Consider the following 18,529-nt stretch of genomic DNA (forward strand, 5'->3'; position numbering starts at 1 on the left):
TGGGAAGGACGTAGGGTCACGGCTCGATCCTTCGACGGAATGGTCTGGGGGGTTGTGGGAGCGCTCCCAAAGCATCCTGTGGGCGTGGCAGGGACCCGTCAAGTGGGCGGCGCCCCAGAGATAAGGCCAAAACCGCGCAACACTAAACTCGGCGCCATGGACGTGGTCATCAACATCGTCGTCGCCCTCCACATCATCGGCATCGCCGCGCTGCTCGGCGGATTCCTCACGCAGATGAAGGCGATGGGCGACGGGCGGGGCCGTGTGGTCCCCGCCATGCTGCACGGCGCGCTCACCATGCTCGTCACGGGTATCGCCCTGGTCGGCCTCAGTGAGGCGGACGACCGCTCGGTCAACAACCTGAAGATCGGCATCAAGCTGGCCGTCCTCGTGGTGATCCTCGCGCTCGTCTACGTGAAGCGGGACGACGAGAAGGTCTCGCCCGGCATCCTCGGCGCGATCGGCGGCCTGACCGTCGTGAACATCTTCATCGCCACCGTCTGGACCTGACCCCCGCCCCCCGCTCGCCGTACCCCTCCCCGCACCACCACGTCCCCACCCCGGTCCACCCCGCCCCGTACGCGACGGTCCCGCGCGTGCGGGGCTCACGTCGTCCGCGCCCGTCCCGTTCCGCCGAAGCCGCCCCGACATGCGTTCCCCGCGCCTACCGTTGAGCTTTTCCGACCGTATGGCGATCGACTGGAGTGTGCGTCGTGATACCCGCCGACTGGATACGCCATCACCGCGCGGACGGTGACCTCATCGGGTACCTGCGTCCGACCCGGGACGCGCCGGGCCGCTTCCAGCCGGTCACCGTGTTCGGCAGCCCGCTCGGCGATCCGGCGGACGAGGAGGGTGCGCGGGCGTGCCTCGACCGCGGCGGGCTCGCGTATCTCACCGAGAGCTGGCTGCTCACCCTGCCGGGCCGCGCCGAGCCGGTGACCGTCCAGATCGTCGAGGCCGGCCCCGACCGCCTCCGCCTGGTCGGCGTCGACCGCGGGGCTCCGACCACCAGACCGGCACCGACCTGGACACTCGACGTCCCGACGACACCGGACCGCCTCACACGCCACTGACCACACGCCCCACGGACGTCCGCCGGCGCAGCCGGAGCCCCCACGGCAGCGGGGGAGCCGCACCTCGAACGCCATTGCCCCGGCCTCTCCGCCTTTGCTGTTCCTGTGCATCGACAGGGTCGAGAGCATGGGCGTCTGCCGCACGCGGCCGCTGCGCGGGCTGGGACGTCGGCACCCGATCACGGCGGCGGGCCTGCTCGCGTGACCCCGATTCCTGCGGCGGTTCCGGTTCCTCTGCTGCGCGGTTCCGTGCTCGGGTGTGCATGTGTCCTTCCCCGGGTTCTCGCTGTCCGCGCTCCTCGCGCCTGGGTCCGGAACAACAGGGGGACGTGGCAGTGGTGACGGTTGAGCGGCGGGCATTCAAGCCCGGGAGGTGCGCTGCGTGTGTGGCCTGCCGAAGAAGTCGGCATGAATCCGTCGCGGCCCCGTGGAGAAGGAGGACGCCGCGGTCCGGTCAGCGCTCTCGCGGCTTCTTCTTCGGTCTGCGGACGCGGGTGTCGATGCCGCCGAAGATCGCGAAGCCCCGGATGACGATGCGGGGGGCGCCCGGTGCGGCGCGGCGGCGTGCGCCCTTGCCGAACATGCCGAAGAAGCCGAAGCCCCGCACCTCCACCTCGACGTCCTCCGGGACGACGATCTCGCCGCCGCCCCACAGCGCGCAGGCGTACACGCGGGTCTCGCGCGCGGTGAAGCGCGCCCTGCTCAGGTCCACCCGGCCGCCGCCGAACACCGAGACGGTGACGAAGCGTTCGGGCACCACCCACTCGCCGGCCCGGTCGAAGCCGCCGAACACGGCGATCGCGCTGCGCGAGGTGGGTTTCTCGTCCACCACGAGGGCGCCCCTGCCGTCCGGTTCGGGCAGGTCGCGGGTGACGCGTTCCAGGTCGCCGCGCGTGGTCGCCCGGTAGGCGGCGTCCAGGCGCTCCTCCAGCTCGGACAGTTGCAGGCAGCCCTGGGCGACGGCCTCCCTGATCCGCTCGACCGCGCGCTCGCGCTCCGCGTCGGATGCCCGCAGATCACGCCCCACCAGTTCGCTCATGTGCGCGATTCTCCCATGGGGGCGGGAAGTTCACCGGAAAGGGACGGGGCCGCGCTCAGGCGTCGGACAGCCATGCCGTCCAGGTGTCCGCCTGCCGCAGCACGGTGCGCAGCGCCGCCAGGTACTCCAGGACATGACCGAAAGCCGCCGCCCGCTCGGGCGGTGACACCGGGCGGTGGCCCAGCGCGCGCCACAGCAGCCAGGCCGCGCCCCCGACCCGCCGGTCCACCTCGCCCGCGAACACCTCGGCCACCGGCGGGACGGCCGCCCCGCCCGCCGCCCGGTACGCCAGGAGCACCTCCCGGAACGTCTCCCGCGTCCCCCCGAACGCCAGGCCCGCCCGGACGACCTCCCACTCCGCCCGGTCGGGTCCCGCGCCGTCCCAGTCGAGCAGCACCGGCCCGTCCGGGCACACCAGTACGTTGTCCGGCTTCACGTCGCCGTGGGTGAGGACCGGTGTGAGGGGCACGGACGGCCCGTCGATGCAGCGCCCCACCAGGCCGACGGCCCGCTCGACGTCCGGGAGGTACGCGCGCACCCGCTCGACGAAGCCGTCGGGCACGTCGGCCGGCGCACTGTCCAGTCCCTCCCGCCACTCGGCGGGCGTGTGCGGGCGGTGCAGCGCGGGGACGGCGGGGATGCCGGGCGGGAGCGGCAGCGCGTGCAGCAGGGCCAGGGTCCGGCCCGCCCACTCCCGTACGGCTCGGGCGGCCTCGCCGTGCCGGGGCACGGCGGTCCCGTCGCACCACGCGTGCACCAGGAAACTCTCGGGAGCGCCCTCCGCGCCGGGCAGGTCGGCCAGCAGGGGAGCGGCGGGCCGCAGCGGCGCCACCGGCCGGGGCATGGCCACACCGTGCCGGAACGCCTGCTCCTCCACCGCGGCGGCCACCACGTGGCCGGCCATCCACCATGCTTCGCGGGAGCGGTTCAGGCGCTTCACGGCCCACGTGCCCGAGTCCGTGCGCAGCCGCCACAGCGGGTGCGACCGTCCGCCCGGGACCGGTACGGGCGGGCCGTCCGGTTCACCCAGCCCGAACGCGCGGGCCACGGCCCGCGCGTCGATCACGGGTGCGCCCTCCCGGGGCAGCGCTTCGTGGCCGCGCTCGGCGGCTGTGCTCGTCATGGGGCCGGACGCTACCGGCCCGCCCGCGCGTCAGTCGCGCGGGATCTTGGCCGCCATGTCGAGGTAGAACGCGTCGATGCTGCGCACCGCGTGCGTGAAGTCGTCGAGGTTGACCGGCTTGGTGACGTACGCGTTGGCGTGGCGCGCGTACGCGGCGGACACGTCGTCCGGCGCCGCGGACGTGGTGAGGACCACGACCGGGATCATCTTCAGGCGGTCCTCCTGCTTGAGGACGTTCAGCAGCTCGCGCCCGTTCATCCGGGGCATGTTGAGATCGAGAACGATCAGGTCGGGGCGCGGATTGTCCGGGTTCTGGAGGTAGTCGAGCGCGGCCACACCGTCGTCCACCTGCATCAGCGCGCGCTCCGGCCCCCGCTCGCGCAGCGCGTCCTCGATGAGCATGGCGTCTGCCGGGTCGTCCTCGACCAGGAGGATGTCGTACGGCGGGGCGGGTGTGGTCATTGACACGGTCATCCGAATCAACTCCGAACGCTCACGGGGCGAAGTGGTGCGGACCGGCGGCGGTGAGCACACCGGCGGCCGGGGTCGCACGCACCGGCTCGTGGTGGTGAACTGCGGACCGGGCGGCGTGCGCGCCCGCCCGGGATCCCGTCCGCACCACCGAGCGCGGGGGCTGCGTAGGGCGGGCCGGTCCGTCCATCATCGCACCAGCGCCGCCCGTACGGGAGCGGGCCCCGCCCGCGAACCCGCCGAACCGGCCGGTGGATGAGGTATTACGGACGCCGGACATGGGTACGAGCGTACGGTTGACGGTCACGCGCTGACAACTACTGTCCATCGTTCGCCCTGTATCGTGGCCGGGCACGTCGGAAGGGAAGGGCCGACCAGGCCCGGTCGACGCCCGTGCGGTGGGGGGCGGACAGGAGGACACGATGCCGGCCGCAGTCGAGGCCCGGCGGACGCGTTTGACCACGCGCCGTGGGCTGATCATCGGAGTGAGCGTGACCTGCGTGGTCCTGGCGCTCCTCGGCTCCCTCGGCGCCTGGGCGCTCACCCGCACCAGCGACTCCACGCACAAGCTCGCCGAGGTGTCGTCGCCGGCCCTCATCAACGCCGTCCGCCTGGAACGCGCCCTCATCGACCAGGAGACCGGCATCCGCGGCTACGCCCTCTCCGGGGAGCCCGACTTCCTCGACCCCTACGAGCAGGGCCGCTCCGACGCCGAGACCGCCGCGGAGCGGGTGCGCGAGCTGGTCGCCGGCGACACCGAGGCCGAGGACGACCTCGCGGCCGTCCTCGCCCGGGCGGAGGAATGGCGTGAACAGCTCGCCGACCCCATCGCCGAGGCCGCCGAGGCGGACCGCGCGGGTCTGGCCGCCGAGTACTCGCGCAGCGGCAAGTCCGCCTTCGACGCCGTCCGCGACGCCACGGCGCAGCAGCAGGCCCACCTCACCGACGTGCGGAACGAAGCCCGCACCGAACTCCACGACGCCGAGACGCTGCGCAACGGCGTGTTCGGCGCCGGCGCCGCGCTGGTCGTCGTCGTGATCATCCTCATCTTCGAAGGGCTGCGCCGCGGCGTCACCCAGCCCCTCGGACAGCTCTCCGCCGACGCCCGGCGGGTCGCGCAGGGTGATTTCGACCACCCCATCGTCCCCACAGGACCCGCCGACCTGCGCCAGCTCGGGCGTGACGTGGACGACATGCGCCGCCGCCTCGCGGAGGAGCTGCTCCTCGCCGAGGACGCCAGGCGGCGCCTGGACGAGCAGGCCATGGAACTGCGCCGCTCCAACGACGAGCTGGAGCAGTTCGCCTACGTCGCCTCGCACGACCTCCAGGAGCCGCTGCGCAAGGTGGCGAGCTTCTGCCAGCTCCTCCAGCGGCGCTACGGCGGGCAGCTCGACGAACGGGCCGACCAGTACATCGGGTTCGCCGTGGACGGCGCGAACCGCATGCAGGTCCTCATCAACGACCTGCTCCTGTTCTCCCGCGTCGGCCGCATGAACACGGAATCCCGCGTGATCGACCTGGAGGAGGTCCTCACCGGCACCCTCGACGCGCTGAGCGTCAGCATCGAGGAGACCGGGGCGGAGATCACGCACGACCCGCTGCCGCGCGTCACGGGCGACCCGACCCAGCTCGGCATGCTCTTCCAGAACCTCGTATCGAACGCGGTGAAGTTCCGCGCGCCCGACCGCGCGCCCCGCATCCACGTCGGGGCCGAGCGCGACGGCGGCGTGTGGCGCCTCGCCGTCACCGACAACGGCATAGGGATCGACGCGGAGTACGCCGAGCGCGTCTTCGTGATCTTCCAGCGTCTGCACACCCGCGACGCCTACCCGGGCAGCGGCATCGGACTGGCCATGTGCAAGAAGATCGTCGAGTACCTGGGCGGCACGATCCGCGTGGATCCCGGGCACACCGGTGGGACGCGCGTCGAGTTCACCCTGCCCGCGCTGCCCGACGAGAAGGACGCCGCGGAGGACACGGGCGAGGAAGCGGCGGACACGTCCGTCACCGACGGGGCGGCGGCCCTGTGAGCGCTGAGCGGACCGCCGTCAGCGGCCCCTCGGGCACCGCCGACTCCACGCCGCTGCGTCTCCTCCTCGTCGAGGACGACGACGGCGACGCGCTCCTCGTCGAGGAGATGCTGTACGACACGGGCCTGCACTACGAGCTGCAGCGCCGCCAGACCCTCGCCGAGGCCCTGGCCGAGCTGGGCAAGGCCCGCGGCGGCCCCGACTGCGTCCTGCTCGACCTGCACCTGCCCGACGCGTCGGGCGTGGGCGGCGTCATCGAGCTGCGCCGCACCAGCCCGGAGACCGCCGTCATCGTGCTGACCGGCCTGGCCGAGTCCGACGCGGGCGCCGAGGCCGTCGCCGCCGGCGCCCAGGACTACCTGGTCAAGGGCAAGGTCGAGGCGGAGCTGCTGCGCCGTGCCCTGCGGTACGCCATCCACCGCAAGCAGGCCGAGGCCGCCAACGCCGAACTGCGCGAGAACCGCCTGCGCGCCGCCGAGAACGCCCGCCTCGAACACAGCCTGCTGCCCACGCCGCTCCTGGAGTCGCCGTCCGTCGGCGTCCTCAGCCGCTACGTGCCGGGCCGCGAGCGCGCCCTGCTGAGCGGCGACTTCCTCGACGTCGTCCAGACCGCCGACGGCATGATCCACGCCGTCATCGGCGACGTGAGCGGCCACGGCCCCGACCAGGCGGCCCTCGGCGTGTGCCTGCGCATCACCTGGCGCGCCCTCACGCTCGCCGGCCACGGCGGCGCCGAGCTGCTCGACCTGCTGGAGCGCATCCTCGTCGCCGAGCGCACCGGCGGCGACCTCTTCGCGACCTGCTCGCTCCTCAGCATCGACCCGGCCGCCCGCACGGCGACGCTGCACCTGGCCGGACACCACGAGCCGCTGCTCACCTCGGACGCCGGCACCACCGAGATCGAGGCGCGCCACGGTCTGGCCCTCGGCATCGTGCCGGGCATGCGCCGCTGGTACGCCACGACGTTCGACCTGCCGCCGGCCGGGACGCTGATGCTGTACACCGACGGGCTCATCGAGGGGCACCGGGGGCCTGGCGGCGAGCGGCTCGGCACGGACGGCCTGATCGGCCTCATCGACGCCACCGCCGGTGCCGACCCCGACGCGCGCCTCGACGAGCTGCTGGCGACCGTGCGGCGGATGGACGGCGGCCGGCACACCGACGACATCGCGATACTGCAGCTCAGCTGGCCCTTCGACGGCCCCTGCCCGGTGTCACCGACCGGGGTCGTCGCCTCCCGCCGCGTGACCGCCGTCCCCGACCAGCGCGCCTGAACGGCCCGCCCCGGGCATGAACGGGCCGCGCACGGGTACCCCGGACAGTCCGGCCCGCCGGAGAGCCCGGCACCGAGGAGGGCCGGGCGGCGGAGGAGGTCCCGGTGGGTCAGGTGGCGGACGTGTTCGTGATCGGCATGGACGAGGCGAACGAGGACATGCTCGGCCAGGTCCCGCACGCCGCCGACTACCGGCTGCACCCGCTGCTCGGCATCGACGAGCTGCAGCACGGCGAGGTGGACTTCGCGGCGCTCGTGCGCAAGGCCGAGCGGCGTCTCGACGCCTTCGACGGCACGGTCGACGCGATCGTCGGCTACTGGGACTTCCCGGTCTCCACGCTGGTGCCGATCCTGTGCGGCCGCTACGGGCTGCGCAGCACCAGCCTGGAGTCCGTCCTCAAGTGCGAGCACAAATACTGGAGCCGGCTCGAACAGGCGGCGGTGACGGACGCGGTCCCGGCGTTCGGCCTGGTGGACCTGGCGGCGGACGATCCCCGGCCGCCGGAGGGCGTGCGGTTCCCGATGTGGCTGAAACCGGTCACGGGGTATTCGTCGGAGCTGGCGTTCGGCGTGCGCGACATGGACGAGTTCCGGTCGGCGGTCGCGGAGATACGGGCGGGCGTCGGCCGGGTGGGCCGGCCGCTCGAATTCGTGCTCGACCGGGTGGAGCTGCCCGACGAGATCGCGGCGGCCGGCGGGCAGGCGTGCCTCGCCGAGGAGGCGATCACCGGCGAGCAGGTCGCGGTCGAGGGGTACGTACGGGGCGGCGAGGTCACGGTCTACGGGACGCTCGACTCCCTCACGTATCCGGACAGCCCGTGCTTCCTGCGGCACCAGTACCCGTCGCGGCTCCCCGGCGGGGTGCAGGAGCGGCTGCGGGACATCGCGGAGCGCGTCATCACACGGATCGGGATGGACGACGCGACGTTCAGCATCGAGTACTTCTACGATCCGGAGACGGACCGGATCAGCATCCTTGAGGTCAATCCGCGTCACTCCCAGTCGCACGCGGAACTCTTCGCGTACGTGGACGGCGTCCCGAACCACCACATCATGCTGCGGCTCGCCCTCGGTCAGGACCCCGCCCTCCCGCACGGCGAGGGGCCGTACGCGCTGGCCGCGAAGTGGTACCACCGGCGTTTCGAGGACGCCGTGGTCACCCGCGTCCCCACCGGCGAGGAGCTGGCCGCCCTGGAACACCGCATCCCCGGCACGCGTGTGAACCACGTGCCGCCGGCCGGCGCACGGCTCTCCGACCTGCCCGAGCAGGACTCCTACAGCTTCGAGCTGGCGCACGTCTTCACCGCCGCCGACTCGGAGAGTGAACTGATCGCCAAGTACGACGAGGTGATCACCGCACTGCCCTTCACCTTCGCGCCACAGGAGGAGACGGTCCGCTGATGCGCTTCCTCGACCCCGCCGACCTGCCGTTCCCCGTCATCACCGAGGAGGACGTCCGCGTCCCCGTCGGCGACGGCGTGACCCTCTCCGCCCGGATCCGGCGCCCCGCCGACTCCGACGCCCACCCGGTGCCCGCGATCCTCGAGTACATCCCGTACCGGAAACGCGACCTGACCGCCGTCCGCGACTCCGTGCACCACCCGTACATCGCGGGGCACGGCTACGCCTGTGTCCGCGTGGACATCCGGGGCACCGGGGAGTCCGGCGGCGTCCTGCTGGACGAGTACCTGGAGAGCGAGCAGGCCGACGCCGAGGCCGTCCTCGCGTGGCTCGCCGACCAGCCGTGGTGCGACGGCCGCACCGGCATGATGGGCCTGTCCTGGGGCGCGTTCGCCGCGCTCCAGGTCGCCGCGCGCCGCCCCCCGAGCCTGCGGGCCGTCGTCATCGCGTCGTTCACCGAGGACCGGTACGCCGACGACATGCACTACATGGGCGGCTGCCTCCTGTCCGACAACCTCGCCGAGGCGGGCACCATGTTCGCCTACGCGACCTGCCCGCCCGACCCCGAGCTGGCCGGCGACGCGTGGCGCCCGATGTGGTTCGAACGCCTCGACGCCGCCCGCCCCTGGGCCACCAGGTGGCTGCGCCACCAGCGCCGCGACGCGTACTGGCGGCACGCCTCCGTCTGCGAGGACTACAGCGCCATCGCCTGCCCCGTCCTCGCGTCCAGCGGCTGGGCCGACGGCTACTCGAACGCCGTCACGCGCCTGCTGGCGCACCTGGACGTGCCGCGCAAGGGCCTGATCGGCCCGTGGTCGCACAAGTTCCCGCACCAGGGCGAGCCGGGACCCGCCATCGGCTACCTCCAGGAGGTCGTCCGCTGGTGGGACCACTGGCTGAAGGACATCGACAACGGCGTGATGGACGGCCCCATGCTGCGGGCGTGGATGCAGGAGAGCGTCCCGCCCTCCACGTCGTACGAGGAACGTCCAGGGCGCTGGGTCGGCGAGCCGTCCTGGCCGTCCCCGCACGTCACGGAGGTGGGGTACCCGCTGCTCGGGCACCGCATCGGCGCGCCCGGGGACACGCGGGGGCCGGCCGGCGACACGTCGGTGCGCTCCCCGCTGTCGGTCGGCCAGTTCGCGGGCAAGTGGGCGTCCTACAGCGCGCCGCCCGACCTGCCCTACGACCAGCGCGAGGAGGACGGCGGCTCGATCGTCTTCGACAGCGACCCGCTGACCGAGCGCCTGGAGATCCTCGGCTCGCCGCACGTGGACCTGGAGGTCTCGGTGGACCGGCCGGTCGCCATGATCGCGGCCCGCCTGTCCGACGTCGCCGAGGACGGCGGCGCCACCCGCGTCACCTACGGCCTGCTGAACCTCACGCGCCGCGACGGCAAGGAGGACGAGCCGAGCCCCCTGGAGCCGGGCCGCCGCTACCGCGTCACGATCCGTCTCAACGGCGTCGCGCAGGCGTTCCCGCCGGGCCACCGCGTCCGTCTCTCGCTGTCCACGTCGTACTGGCCCCTCGCATGGCCGCCGCCCGAGCCCGTCCTGCTGACGGTCCACGGCGGCGGCACCGGCTGCCTCACGCTCCCCGTCCGCCCGACCGGCGAACCGGACGACGTCGCCGACCGCCCGTTCGGCGAGCCCGAGGGCTGCGAGCCCCTGCCCACCACCCTGCTCACGCCCGGCGAACAGCGCTGGCAGGTCTCCCGCGACCTGGTGGACTACCGCTCGACGCTGGAGATCGTGAAGGACCGCGGCGTCGAACGCTTCGAGGACCACGGCATGGAGGTCCACCGCCGCGCCTGGGAGCGGTACGACTCGGTGGCCGACGACTTCTGCTCGGCGCGCGGCGAGACGGCGTGGACGATGGCGTTCCGCCGCGGCGACTGGGACACGCGCACGGAGACCCGCCAGGTCCTTGAGTGCGACGGCGAGGACTTCGTGCTGCACGCCACCCTCGACGCGTACGAGGGGGACCACCGCGTGTTCTCCCGCACCTGGCGCGAGACGATCCCCCGCGACCTGCTGTGACGCCGCCGCCGGCGGGACCACGGCGGCCCCGCCGTCCGGCCGGCCACCGGGACGCGGCGCCCGCTGGACCTTCCCCCGGGGGGAAGGCCCAGGCTGGTGCCCGTGAACGACGGTCTGCTGTCCATCGGGCAGTTCGCGCGGCTCGTGCGGCTCAGCGCCAAACAGCTCCGCGCCTACGCGGACCTGGGACTGCTGCGGCCGGCCCGGGTCGACCCCGCCAGCGGGTACCGCTACTACCGCCCGGAGCAGGCGCGGGAGGCGCTGTCCATCGCCCTGCTGCGTTCTCTCGACGTGCCCCTGGGCACCATCGGGGAGGTACTGGAGGGGCGGGATCCCGCGGCGGCCCTGGCCGGGGTGCGCGACCGGCTCGACGATGAGCTGGCCCGGCGCCGCCGCGCCCTGACCGCGCTGGACCGCATCCTGGCGGACGGCCTGCCCACCGCAGAGGTCACGCTCCGGCGTGTGGAACCGGAGCGGGTGGCCGTCGTCCGGGGCGTGGCCGGCTCGCCGCGGGACGTCGGCCGGACCACCGCCGCGTGCGTGGCGGCGCTGCGCGCGCTGATGGGCGGGCGCACCGGGCGGCTGACCGGCGTCCTCCCCGTCGAGCTGGGGGAGAGCGTCCCGGTGACCGTCGCCGCGCCGCTGCCCGCCGGGTGCGCCGCGCCGACGGGTCTGACCGCGGACGTGCTGCCCGGCGGCCTGTTCGCCACCACGGTCCACACCGGCCCGTACGACCAGATCGTCCTCACCAGCCACGCCGCGCTCGCCCGCTGCCTCGAACGGGGGCACCGACCGGACGGGCCGCTCCGTGAGGTCTACCTGACCGACCCGGCCACCACGGAGCCCGGCGGGCTGGTCACCGAACTGCTGATTCCGCTGGAGGAACCACTGTGAACGACGACAGGACAGCCTGGTACGACGCCCCCGACGAGCCGGGGCTCGCGACCTTCGGGTCCGTGCACGGCCTCGGTGTCACGGGACGGGGCGAACCCGGCGGCGCGGAGTACGCCGTCTGCGCGCGGGCGCTGTACGCCGTCGCCGGAACGCTGCCCGGAATCCCGGCGGTACCGCTCGAAGGCCGCTGGTGGGTGGAGGACCCACGGCCGCCGCTGGAGGTGCCGCGGACCGAGTGGCGCTGGCACCTTTTCCTGCGCCTGCCCGACGGCCTCGACCCGGGCGCGGCCGACACCGCGCGCGAGGACGCCCGGCCGTCGGGACACGCGGTGGACCGGGTGCAGTCGGTCACCTTCACCGAGGGTCTGTGCGTCCAGATGACGCACCACGGTCACTACGCCGAGGAGGCGAGGTCCCTCGCGCTGATGGACGCGTACGCGGCCCGGCACGGCCTCCGTACGGCCGGCCTGCACCACGAGATCTACCTCTCCGACGTCCGCGAGACGGACCCCGCCGGGATGCGCACGGTCCTGCGCCAGCCCGTCCGCCCGGCGGCGGCGTCTCAGGCGGGGCGGACGGCGCCGTAGAACGGCATGTAGTCGATCGACTCGTAGCGCACGTTCGCGCCGGGCTTGGGCGCGTGGATCATCATCCCGTCGCCCGTGTACAGGCCGACGTGGCTGATGTCGTCGTAGAAGAAGACGAGGTCACCGGGCTGCAGCTCGTCGTACGAGACGCGGGTGCCGGCGTTGACCTGGTCCCAGGTGACGCGGGGCAGCTCGACGCCGGCCGCCAGCCACGCCGCCTGCGTGAGGCCGGAGCAGTCGTAGCTGTTCGGTCCGGTCGCGCCCCACACGTACGGCTTGCCGAGCTGGGCCTCCGCGAACGCGATGGCCTGCGCCGCGAGCGACGCGTACGTGCCGTCGTCGGCGGTGCCGGTGCCGCCGTCGGTGGTGGTGCCGGTCTCCTCCTCGGCCTCGGCCTGCTCGGCGGCCTCGGCTGCCGCGGCCTCCTCCGCGGCCCGCTGCTCGGCGGCCTCCCGCGCCTGACGCTCCGCCTCCTCGCGTTCCAGGCGCTCCAGCTCCGCCAGCTCGGCCTCCTCCTCGGCGGACAGCTCGTCCAGCAGGGTGCGGGCCGCCGCGAGGCGCTCCTGCACGTCCGCCTTCTGCGCCTCCAGGTCGGCCTCGCTGGCCTCGAGCTCGCCCAGCGCCTCGGACGCCTCGGCGCGCCGGCTCTCCGCCGCGGCCTGCCCGGACTCGAAGTCGGCGAGCGCCTCGCGCTCCACGTCCCCGAGCCGGTCGAGGGTGTGCCGGCTGTCGAAGAAGTCCTTGGGGTCCTCGGACAGCAGCAGCGTCGCCGTCTGCGACAGGCCGCTGCCCTGCCGGTACTGCGCGGCGGCGAGCGACCCGAGCCGGGCGCGCGCGTCGTTCACGCGCTCCGCCGCGTCGGCGGCCTCGTCGAGGAGCTGGTTCACGGACGCCTGCTGCTCGTCCACCTCCTCCTGCGCCTCGTTGAAGCGCTGGGTGGCGGTCCCCGCCTCGCGGTAGAGGGCGTCGACCTGCTCCTGGACCTCCGCGGCCCGCTGCCGCGCGCCCTCGGCGCGCTCGCGCTGCTCGCCGACGGACGGCGGGTCCGCGTCGTCGGCGGACGCCGTCTGGCCGAGGAGGGTGGCGGAAGCGAGCGCGGCGGCGCCGACGCCGACCGCGCCGCGGCGCGCTGCGGGGGACTCCAGAATCCCGGTGCGCGGCTTGCGATGGGAACCCACGGAGGGCGTCTCCTTTGCTTCCGGCCGTGCGCCGCCCCGGGGGAGAGCGGTCGCCCGGAACGGCGGGCCGTCTGGCGTCGCACCGTAGTCACTCCGCGGTGGCTTTGGGAAGGCCGATGCGCGATATGACCGAAACCGATTCGTTATGTACGGGAGGTGTGACGGCCCCCGTGCGTCGCCCGCGCCCGCCGCGCGGCACCCGGGCGGCCTACACTCGGCAGCGATGAGCGGCCTCTTCGACGACAGTTTCCTCGCCGGCCTCGGCGCCCCGTCCTCACCGGCGCCAGGGCCGGCCTCCGCGCACGCCCCGGACCTGCCGGACGCGCCGGACGACGGGCGGTACGACCCGTACGGCCCCGAGGAGCCGCACGAGGAGGAGATCCCCGACGGCCTCTTCGGCGGCGCGTACGCCGAGCCGCACCTCGCCGACGACGACGCCCACTACCGCAACGGCGCCCGCAAGCCCGTGCAGGACCCGGCCGCGCTCCTCACCGGCCTGAACGACGCCCAGCGCGCCGCCGTCACCCACAGCGGCGCCCCCCTCCTCATCGTGGCGGGCGCGGGATCGGGCAAGACCCGCGTCCTCACCCACCGCATCGCGTACCTGCTGGCCGAGCGCGGAGCGCACCCGGGCCAGATCCTCGCCATCACCTTCACCAACAAGGCGGCCGGGGAGATGCGGGAGCGCGTCGAGGAGCTGGTCGGCCCGCGCGCGAACGCCATGTGGGTCATGACGTTCCACAGCGCGTGCGTGCGCATCCTGCGGCGCGAGAGCCGGACCCTCGGCTTCACGTCCAGCTTCTCGATCTACGACGCCGCGGACGCGCGCCGGCTGATGGCGCTGGTCTGCCGCGACCTCGACCTGGACCCGAAGCGGTTCCCGCCCAAGTCGTTCAGCGCCCAGGTGTCGAAGCTCAAGAACGAGCTGATCGACCCGGAGGACTTCGCCGCGCGGGCGTCCGACGGCTTCGAGAAGACCCTGGCCGAGGCGTACGGCATGTACCAGGCGCGGCTCCGCGAGGCCAACGCCCTGGACTTCGACGACATCATCATGACGACCGTCAACCTGCTCGACGCCTTCCCCGACGTCGCCGAGCACTACCGGCGGCGCTTCCGGCACATCCTGGTGGACGAGTACCAGGACACCAACATCGCCCAGTACTCCCTGATCCGCCTCCTGACGGGGGAGGACGACCCGGCGGAGCTGTGCGTCGTCGGCGACGCCGACCAGTCGATCTACGCGTTCCGCGGCGCGACCATCCGCAACATCCTCCGCTTCGAGGAGGACTACCCGGACGCCACGACCCTCCTGCTGGAGCAGAACTACCGCTCGACGCAGACGATCCTGTCCGCCGCCAACGCCGTCATCGCCCGCAACGAGGACCGCCGCCCCAAGAATTTGTGGACGAACGAGGGCGCCGGCACCCGTATCACGGGCTATGTCGCGGACACCGAGCACGACGAGGCCCAGTTCGTCGCCGACGAGATCGACCGCCTCACCGACCAGGGCCACGCGCGGCCGGGGGACGTCGCCGTCTTCTACCGCACGAACGCCCAGTCCCGCGTGTTCGAGGAGGTGTTCATCCGCGTCGGCCTGCCGTACAAGGTCGTCGGCGGTGTCCGCTTCTACGAGCGCCGCGAGGTCCGTGACGTCCTCGCCTACCTCCGGGTCCTCGCCAACCCCGAGGACACCGTGCCGCTGCGCCGCATCCTGAACGTCCCGAAGCGCGGCATCGGCGAGCGCGCCGAGGCGATGATCGAGGCCCTCGCCTCGCGCGAGCGGATCTCGTTCGCGCAGGCGCTGCGGCGGGTGGACGAGGCGTACGGCATGGCCGCCCGGTCCGTGAACGCCGTCAAGCGCTTCACCGTGCTGCTGGAGGAGCTGCGGACCGTCGTGGAGTCGGGCGCCGGTCCCGCGACCGTGCTCGAGGCCGTCCTGGAGCGCACCGGCTACCTCGCCGAACTCCAGACGTCCACCGACCCGCAGGACGAGACCCGCGTCGAAAACCTGCGCGAACTCGCGACGGTGGCCCTGGAGTTCGAGGAGGAGCGCGCTGCGGCCCCCGACGGCGGCGAGGGAGCGGACGCCGACGACGGCACCCCCGGCCCCGGCACGCTCGCCGACTTCCTGGAGCGCGTCGCCCTCGTCGCCGACTCCGACGAGATCCCCGAGGACGCCGACCCCGACGACAAGGGCGTCATCACCCTCATGACGCTGCACACCGCCAAGGGCCTCGAATTCCCCGTGGTCTTCCTCACGGGCATGGAGGACGGCGTCTTCCCGCACCAGCGGTCCCTCGGCAAGACGAAGGAGCTGGAGGAGGAACGCCGCCTCGCCTACGTCGGCATCACGCGCGCCCGCGAACGCCTCTACGTCACCCGGTCCGCGCTGCGCAGCGCGTGGGGGCAGCCACAGCACAACCCGCCGTCCCGCTTCCTCGACGAGATCCCCGAGACGCACCTCGACTGGCGCCGCACCGGCTCCCTGCCGGCCGCGCCGGCGGCACCCCGGCGGTCCGCCGCGCCGCGCGGCGGCGGCCAGGCGCGCGAACGGCTCGGCGCCCAGGGCTTCGCGACCGGCCGCGAGCCCGACCGCCCGATCGCCGCCCTCGCGCCCGGGGACCGCGTCACGCACGACACCTTCGGTCTCGGCCGGGTCCTGTCGGTCGAGGGCAGCGGGAAGCACACCCAGGCGCTCATCGACTTCGGGGGCGAGAAGCCGAAGCGTCTCGTGCTTCGCTATGCCCCTGTGGAAAAGCTGTGACCCGTGCCCGGTAGTGTCGCCGGTATGTCACAGACCGGGGAGAGGGCTTGTCGTGCCTGCCGGGGAGAGGGTTAGCTTCCCTGGCAACGTCCGTACTCCAGTTCCTTCTGTCCCCGGAGTACGTCTCACATCGGAACATTCCCAGGGGGAACATCCATGAGCCAGCCCTGGCAGCCGGCGCCGGACAGCGGTGGTTTCGGCGGACAGCAGCCGCCCCAGCAGCCCGGCGGCGCACCCCAGTCGCCGTACGGCGCGCCGCCCCCGCCGCCGGCGGGCGGGCAGCCGCAGCCCTACGGCGCGCCCCCGCAGCCTCCCCAGCCCTATGGCGCCCCGCAGCCGCAGGGCGGGTACGGCTACCCGCCCCAGCAGCCGTACGGCGGCCCCGGCGGCTTCATGCCGCCGCCGCCCTCGGCGACCCGCAACAACGTGGGGCTCGCGATCCTGCTGTCGGTCCTCGGCATGATCGTCGGCGCGGTCATCTACGGCTACATCTACAAGGCCGGCTTCGACGAGGACACGGGCGAGATCACCCAGTTCAACTGGCTCGCCATCGGTGTCGGCGTCCTGGTCGGCCTCGGCCCGGCGTTCTTCGCGAAGAACAACTGGGGCGCCTACATCACCGGTGCCGCCCTCGCGGTCGGCGCGATGATCTTCGGCGGCATGTTCGGCACGGCGCTGCTCGTCGCGGAGTACTTCCCGACGGACGACAACGCGTTCACCATCTTCTTCCAGTACTTCGGCGACACCTGGAACGTCTTCGAGGAAGACCTGGCGGCCATCGACTACATCCTGTGGGCACTCGCCCCGGTCGGCGCGATCGGTATCGGCCAGGCGATCGCCCGCCGCACCCCCTGACGGGCGCGGCATACAACAGCCGGACGGCCCGCCGTTTCCTCCCGCACGGGAGAACGGCGGGCCGTCCGGCTGTCCGGGGCCGTGCGGGCGATCAGGTGGGCTCCAGGCCCTGGGCGCGCAGCCAGGGCAGCGGGTCCACGGCCGAGCCGCCGCCGGGCCGCACCTCGAAGTGCAGGTGGGGTCCCGTGGAGTTGCCGGAGTTGCCCGAGTAGGCGATGACGGTGCCGGCCTGCACCCAGCCGGACTGGTAGACGGCGCTGTCGAGGTGGCAGTACCACGTCTCGGTGCCGTCTGCGGCGGTGAGGACGACCATGTTCCCGTAACTGGGGTGCCACTGCGTGGAGATCGTGCCGTCCGTGGCGGCCATGACCTCCGTGCCGTAGGACACGGGGAAGTCGATACCGGTGTGGAGCGACATCCAGTTGACGCCCGCCTGGCCGTAGTACGCGCTCAGGCCGTGCTGCGCGACGGGCAGGAAGAACTTCTGCCGTTCCTCCTCGATCCGCTGCCGCTCCTCCTCGTCCTCGCGCTCCTGCTGCTCCTGCTGTTCCTGCAGGTCGATGCGTTCCTGGGTGCGGCCGGCGCGCTCCGTGTAGTCGTCGACGGCGGCCGTGAGCCCGGCGAGCTGCGTGTCGAACTCGGCGTTGGCGGCGACCGGTTCCACGTCGGACGGGTCGGGGGCCGCGACGGGTGCCGGGTCGGCCGTGGTGCCGGTCGTGTCGCTCACGGTCGCGGCGGTGGCGACGGCGGTGACGCCGAGGACGCACAGGGACGGCGCGGCGACCGTCAGGAGGGCCGACCTGGCGCGCGGGCGTACGGTCGCCCGCCGGCGGCCGCGCCGGGCCGCGGGCGGCGGCGTCACGTCGACCGGCTCGTCCGGCGCGTCCTGCGGCTCCTCCGGGGACGCGTCGGTCGTGTCCGCGTCCGGGCCGCCGTCGTCGAAGGCGGCCGACGCGTCGAAGTCGGTGAGGGTGTCGGCGTCGGCGACGGTCCCGGGGTCCGGCGCCGACCCGGGCTCGGGCACGCCGCCGAACGCCTCGTCGAATCCGGCGTCGGCCCCGAATCCACCGGCCGGGAAATCCATGGTGTGCGTCGCGTCGCCGGAAGCGGCCGAATAGGACGCAGAGTAATCGGTCCCGGTCCAGCCGCTCTGCGCGGACAGGTCCGTGCCGTAGCCGTCCGCGACGTATCCGGCCTGCGGAAAAGCGCCGTAATCGGTGTGCTCGGCGATCGGTGCGGACGATCCCTGGTCCGGGTATCCCGCGTATTGCGGATACTCGCCGTAATTCCCCTGCTGTCCGTATTGCGTGGAGTAACCGTAAGCGCCGCCGTCCGCGTAACCCGTCGTGTCCGCGTACCCGGTCGCCGTGCCGTAGGGGGCGGCGTACTCCTGGGAGCCGTCGTAGGCGTAGGCGGTGCCCGTCGCGGTGCCGTAGCCGTACGACTGGTCCTGCTGCCAGCCGGACGACGGGCCGTGGCCGGGGTGATCCAAGTGCCCGGACGGACCGGACAACGGATGATCGCTCACCGACAATGCCTTTCGGCTCGACAACAGAAGCTGGGGTGGGGTGGTGCCCGGCGGCTGCAGTGCGGCGACTGTACCCGCCGCCGGCTCGCGCCGACAATCTTCGGCGGGCTGTTCGCCCGTTTCCCGCCTGCAGGAAAAGGGCATTAGGGCGTGTTTCGGTGAGAGCGGCGGCGAGACCCCCACGAAATGTTCGAAGAAAGTTCGAATTCCGGGTGGCGTGCCGCAGCGGTCCGCGGTCTCCCGCCGGAGCCGTTCACGTGGGACATTCTGG

At 73.1% G+C, this 18,529-nt stretch carries 15 protein-coding genes; 10 read left to right on the forward strand and 5 right to left on the reverse strand.

The window, feature by feature from the left end:
- Positions 1-156: 156 nt before the first annotated feature.
- Both EMA09_RS17165 and EMA09_RS17170 read left to right on the forward strand, forming a co-directional pair.
- Positions 157-510 (forward strand): hypothetical protein, encoded by a 354-nt coding sequence (locus tag EMA09_RS17165; protein WP_129841900.1) that lies wholly within the window; start codon positions 157-159, stop codon positions 508-510.
- Between the two features lie 203 nt (positions 511-713).
- A complete protein-coding gene (locus EMA09_RS17170; protein ID WP_129841901.1) occupies positions 714-1,076 on the forward strand; it encodes a hypothetical protein in 363 nt (120 codons plus the stop codon).
- A 454-nt stretch (positions 1,077-1,530) separates the two neighbouring features.
- Here EMA09_RS17170 and EMA09_RS17175 read toward each other — a convergent pair whose 3' ends face one another.
- Genes EMA09_RS17175 through EMA09_RS17185 form a run of 3 tightly spaced genes read right to left on the reverse strand, consistent with a single transcriptional unit; the run spans position 1,531 to position 3,700 of the window.
- Positions 1,531-2,115, reverse strand: a complete 585-nt coding sequence (locus tag EMA09_RS17175; protein WP_129841902.1) for a DUF1707 domain-containing protein — start codon at positions 2,113-2,115, stop codon at positions 1,531-1,533.
- Positions 2,116-2,170: 55 nt separating this feature from the next.
- Entirely contained in the window at positions 2,171-3,238 is a 1,068-nt protein-coding gene (locus EMA09_RS17180; RefSeq protein ID WP_129841903.1) for a phosphotransferase, read from the reverse strand.
- A 30-nt stretch (positions 3,239-3,268) separates the two neighbouring features.
- The gene (locus EMA09_RS17185) at positions 3,269-3,700 is read right to left on the reverse strand and encodes a response regulator (protein WP_129841904.1); all 432 of its coding nucleotides are present in this window, start codon (positions 3,698-3,700) and stop codon (positions 3,269-3,271) included.
- Between the two features lie 431 nt (positions 3,701-4,131).
- Here EMA09_RS17185 and EMA09_RS17190 point away from each other — a divergent pair, with 431 nt between their 5' ends.
- The 6 genes from EMA09_RS17190 to EMA09_RS17215 all read left to right on the forward strand — a co-directional run bounded on the left by EMA09_RS17190 (position 4,132) and on the right by EMA09_RS17215 (position 11,933).
- Complete coding sequence (locus EMA09_RS17190; protein ID WP_129841905.1) at positions 4,132-5,739, forward strand: sensor histidine kinase; 1,608 nt, start codon at positions 4,132-4,134, stop codon at positions 5,737-5,739.
- Entirely contained in the window at positions 5,736-7,013 is a 1,278-nt protein-coding gene (locus EMA09_RS17195) for a SpoIIE family protein phosphatase (protein WP_240796440.1), read from the forward strand. The genes EMA09_RS17190 and EMA09_RS17195 overlap by 4 nt, the downstream gene beginning before the upstream one ends.
- A 137-nt stretch (positions 7,014-7,150) precedes the next feature.
- Positions 7,151-8,413, forward strand: a complete 1,263-nt coding sequence (locus tag EMA09_RS17200) for an ATP-grasp domain-containing protein (protein ID WP_129844094.1) — start codon at positions 7,151-7,153, stop codon at positions 8,411-8,413.
- Positions 8,413-10,452, forward strand: a complete 2,040-nt coding sequence (locus EMA09_RS17205) for a CocE/NonD family hydrolase (protein ID WP_129841906.1) — start codon at positions 8,413-8,415, stop codon at positions 10,450-10,452. The genes EMA09_RS17200 and EMA09_RS17205 overlap by 1 nt, the downstream gene beginning before the upstream one ends.
- Before the next feature lie 102 nt (positions 10,453-10,554).
- Positions 10,555-11,346 carry a MerR family transcriptional regulator gene (locus tag EMA09_RS17210; protein WP_129841907.1) on the forward strand — a complete coding sequence of 264 codons (792 nt, stop codon included), beginning with the start codon at positions 10,555-10,557 and terminating at the stop codon, positions 11,344-11,346.
- On the forward strand, positions 11,343-11,933 hold the full coding sequence (locus EMA09_RS17215; protein ID WP_129841908.1) for a GyrI-like domain-containing protein: 591 nt from the start codon (positions 11,343-11,345) through the stop codon (positions 11,931-11,933). The genes EMA09_RS17210 and EMA09_RS17215 overlap by 4 nt, the downstream gene beginning before the upstream one ends.
- Here the strand turns inward: EMA09_RS17215 and EMA09_RS17220 are convergent.
- On the reverse strand, positions 11,909-13,111 hold the full coding sequence (locus EMA09_RS17220) for a C40 family peptidase (protein WP_129841909.1): 1,203 nt from the start codon (positions 13,109-13,111) through the stop codon (positions 11,909-11,911). The genes EMA09_RS17215 and EMA09_RS17220 overlap by 25 nt on opposite strands.
- A gap of 223 nt (positions 13,112-13,334) precedes the next feature.
- Here EMA09_RS17220 and pcrA point away from each other — a divergent pair, with 223 nt between their 5' ends.
- Positions 13,335-15,875 (forward strand): DNA helicase PcrA, encoded by a 2,541-nt coding sequence (gene pcrA / locus EMA09_RS17225; RefSeq protein WP_129841910.1) that lies wholly within the window; start codon positions 13,335-13,337, stop codon positions 15,873-15,875.
- 156 nt (positions 15,876-16,031) lie between these two features.
- Entirely contained in the window at positions 16,032-16,730 is a 699-nt protein-coding gene (locus tag EMA09_RS17230) for a hypothetical protein (RefSeq protein WP_129841911.1), read from the forward strand.
- Positions 16,731-16,821: 91 nt separating this feature from the next.
- On the opposite strand, the gene EMA09_RS17235 is transcribed toward EMA09_RS17230, so the two are convergent.
- The gene (locus EMA09_RS17235; protein WP_240796441.1) at positions 16,822-18,258 is read right to left on the reverse strand and encodes a peptidoglycan DD-metalloendopeptidase family protein; all 1,437 of its coding nucleotides are present in this window, start codon (positions 18,256-18,258) and stop codon (positions 16,822-16,824) included.
- Between the last annotated feature and the right edge of the window lie 271 nt (positions 18,259-18,529).

Source organism: Streptomyces sp. RFCAC02 (assembly GCF_004193175.1).
Lineage (GTDB): Bacteria > Actinomycetota > Actinomycetes > Streptomycetales > Streptomycetaceae > Streptomyces.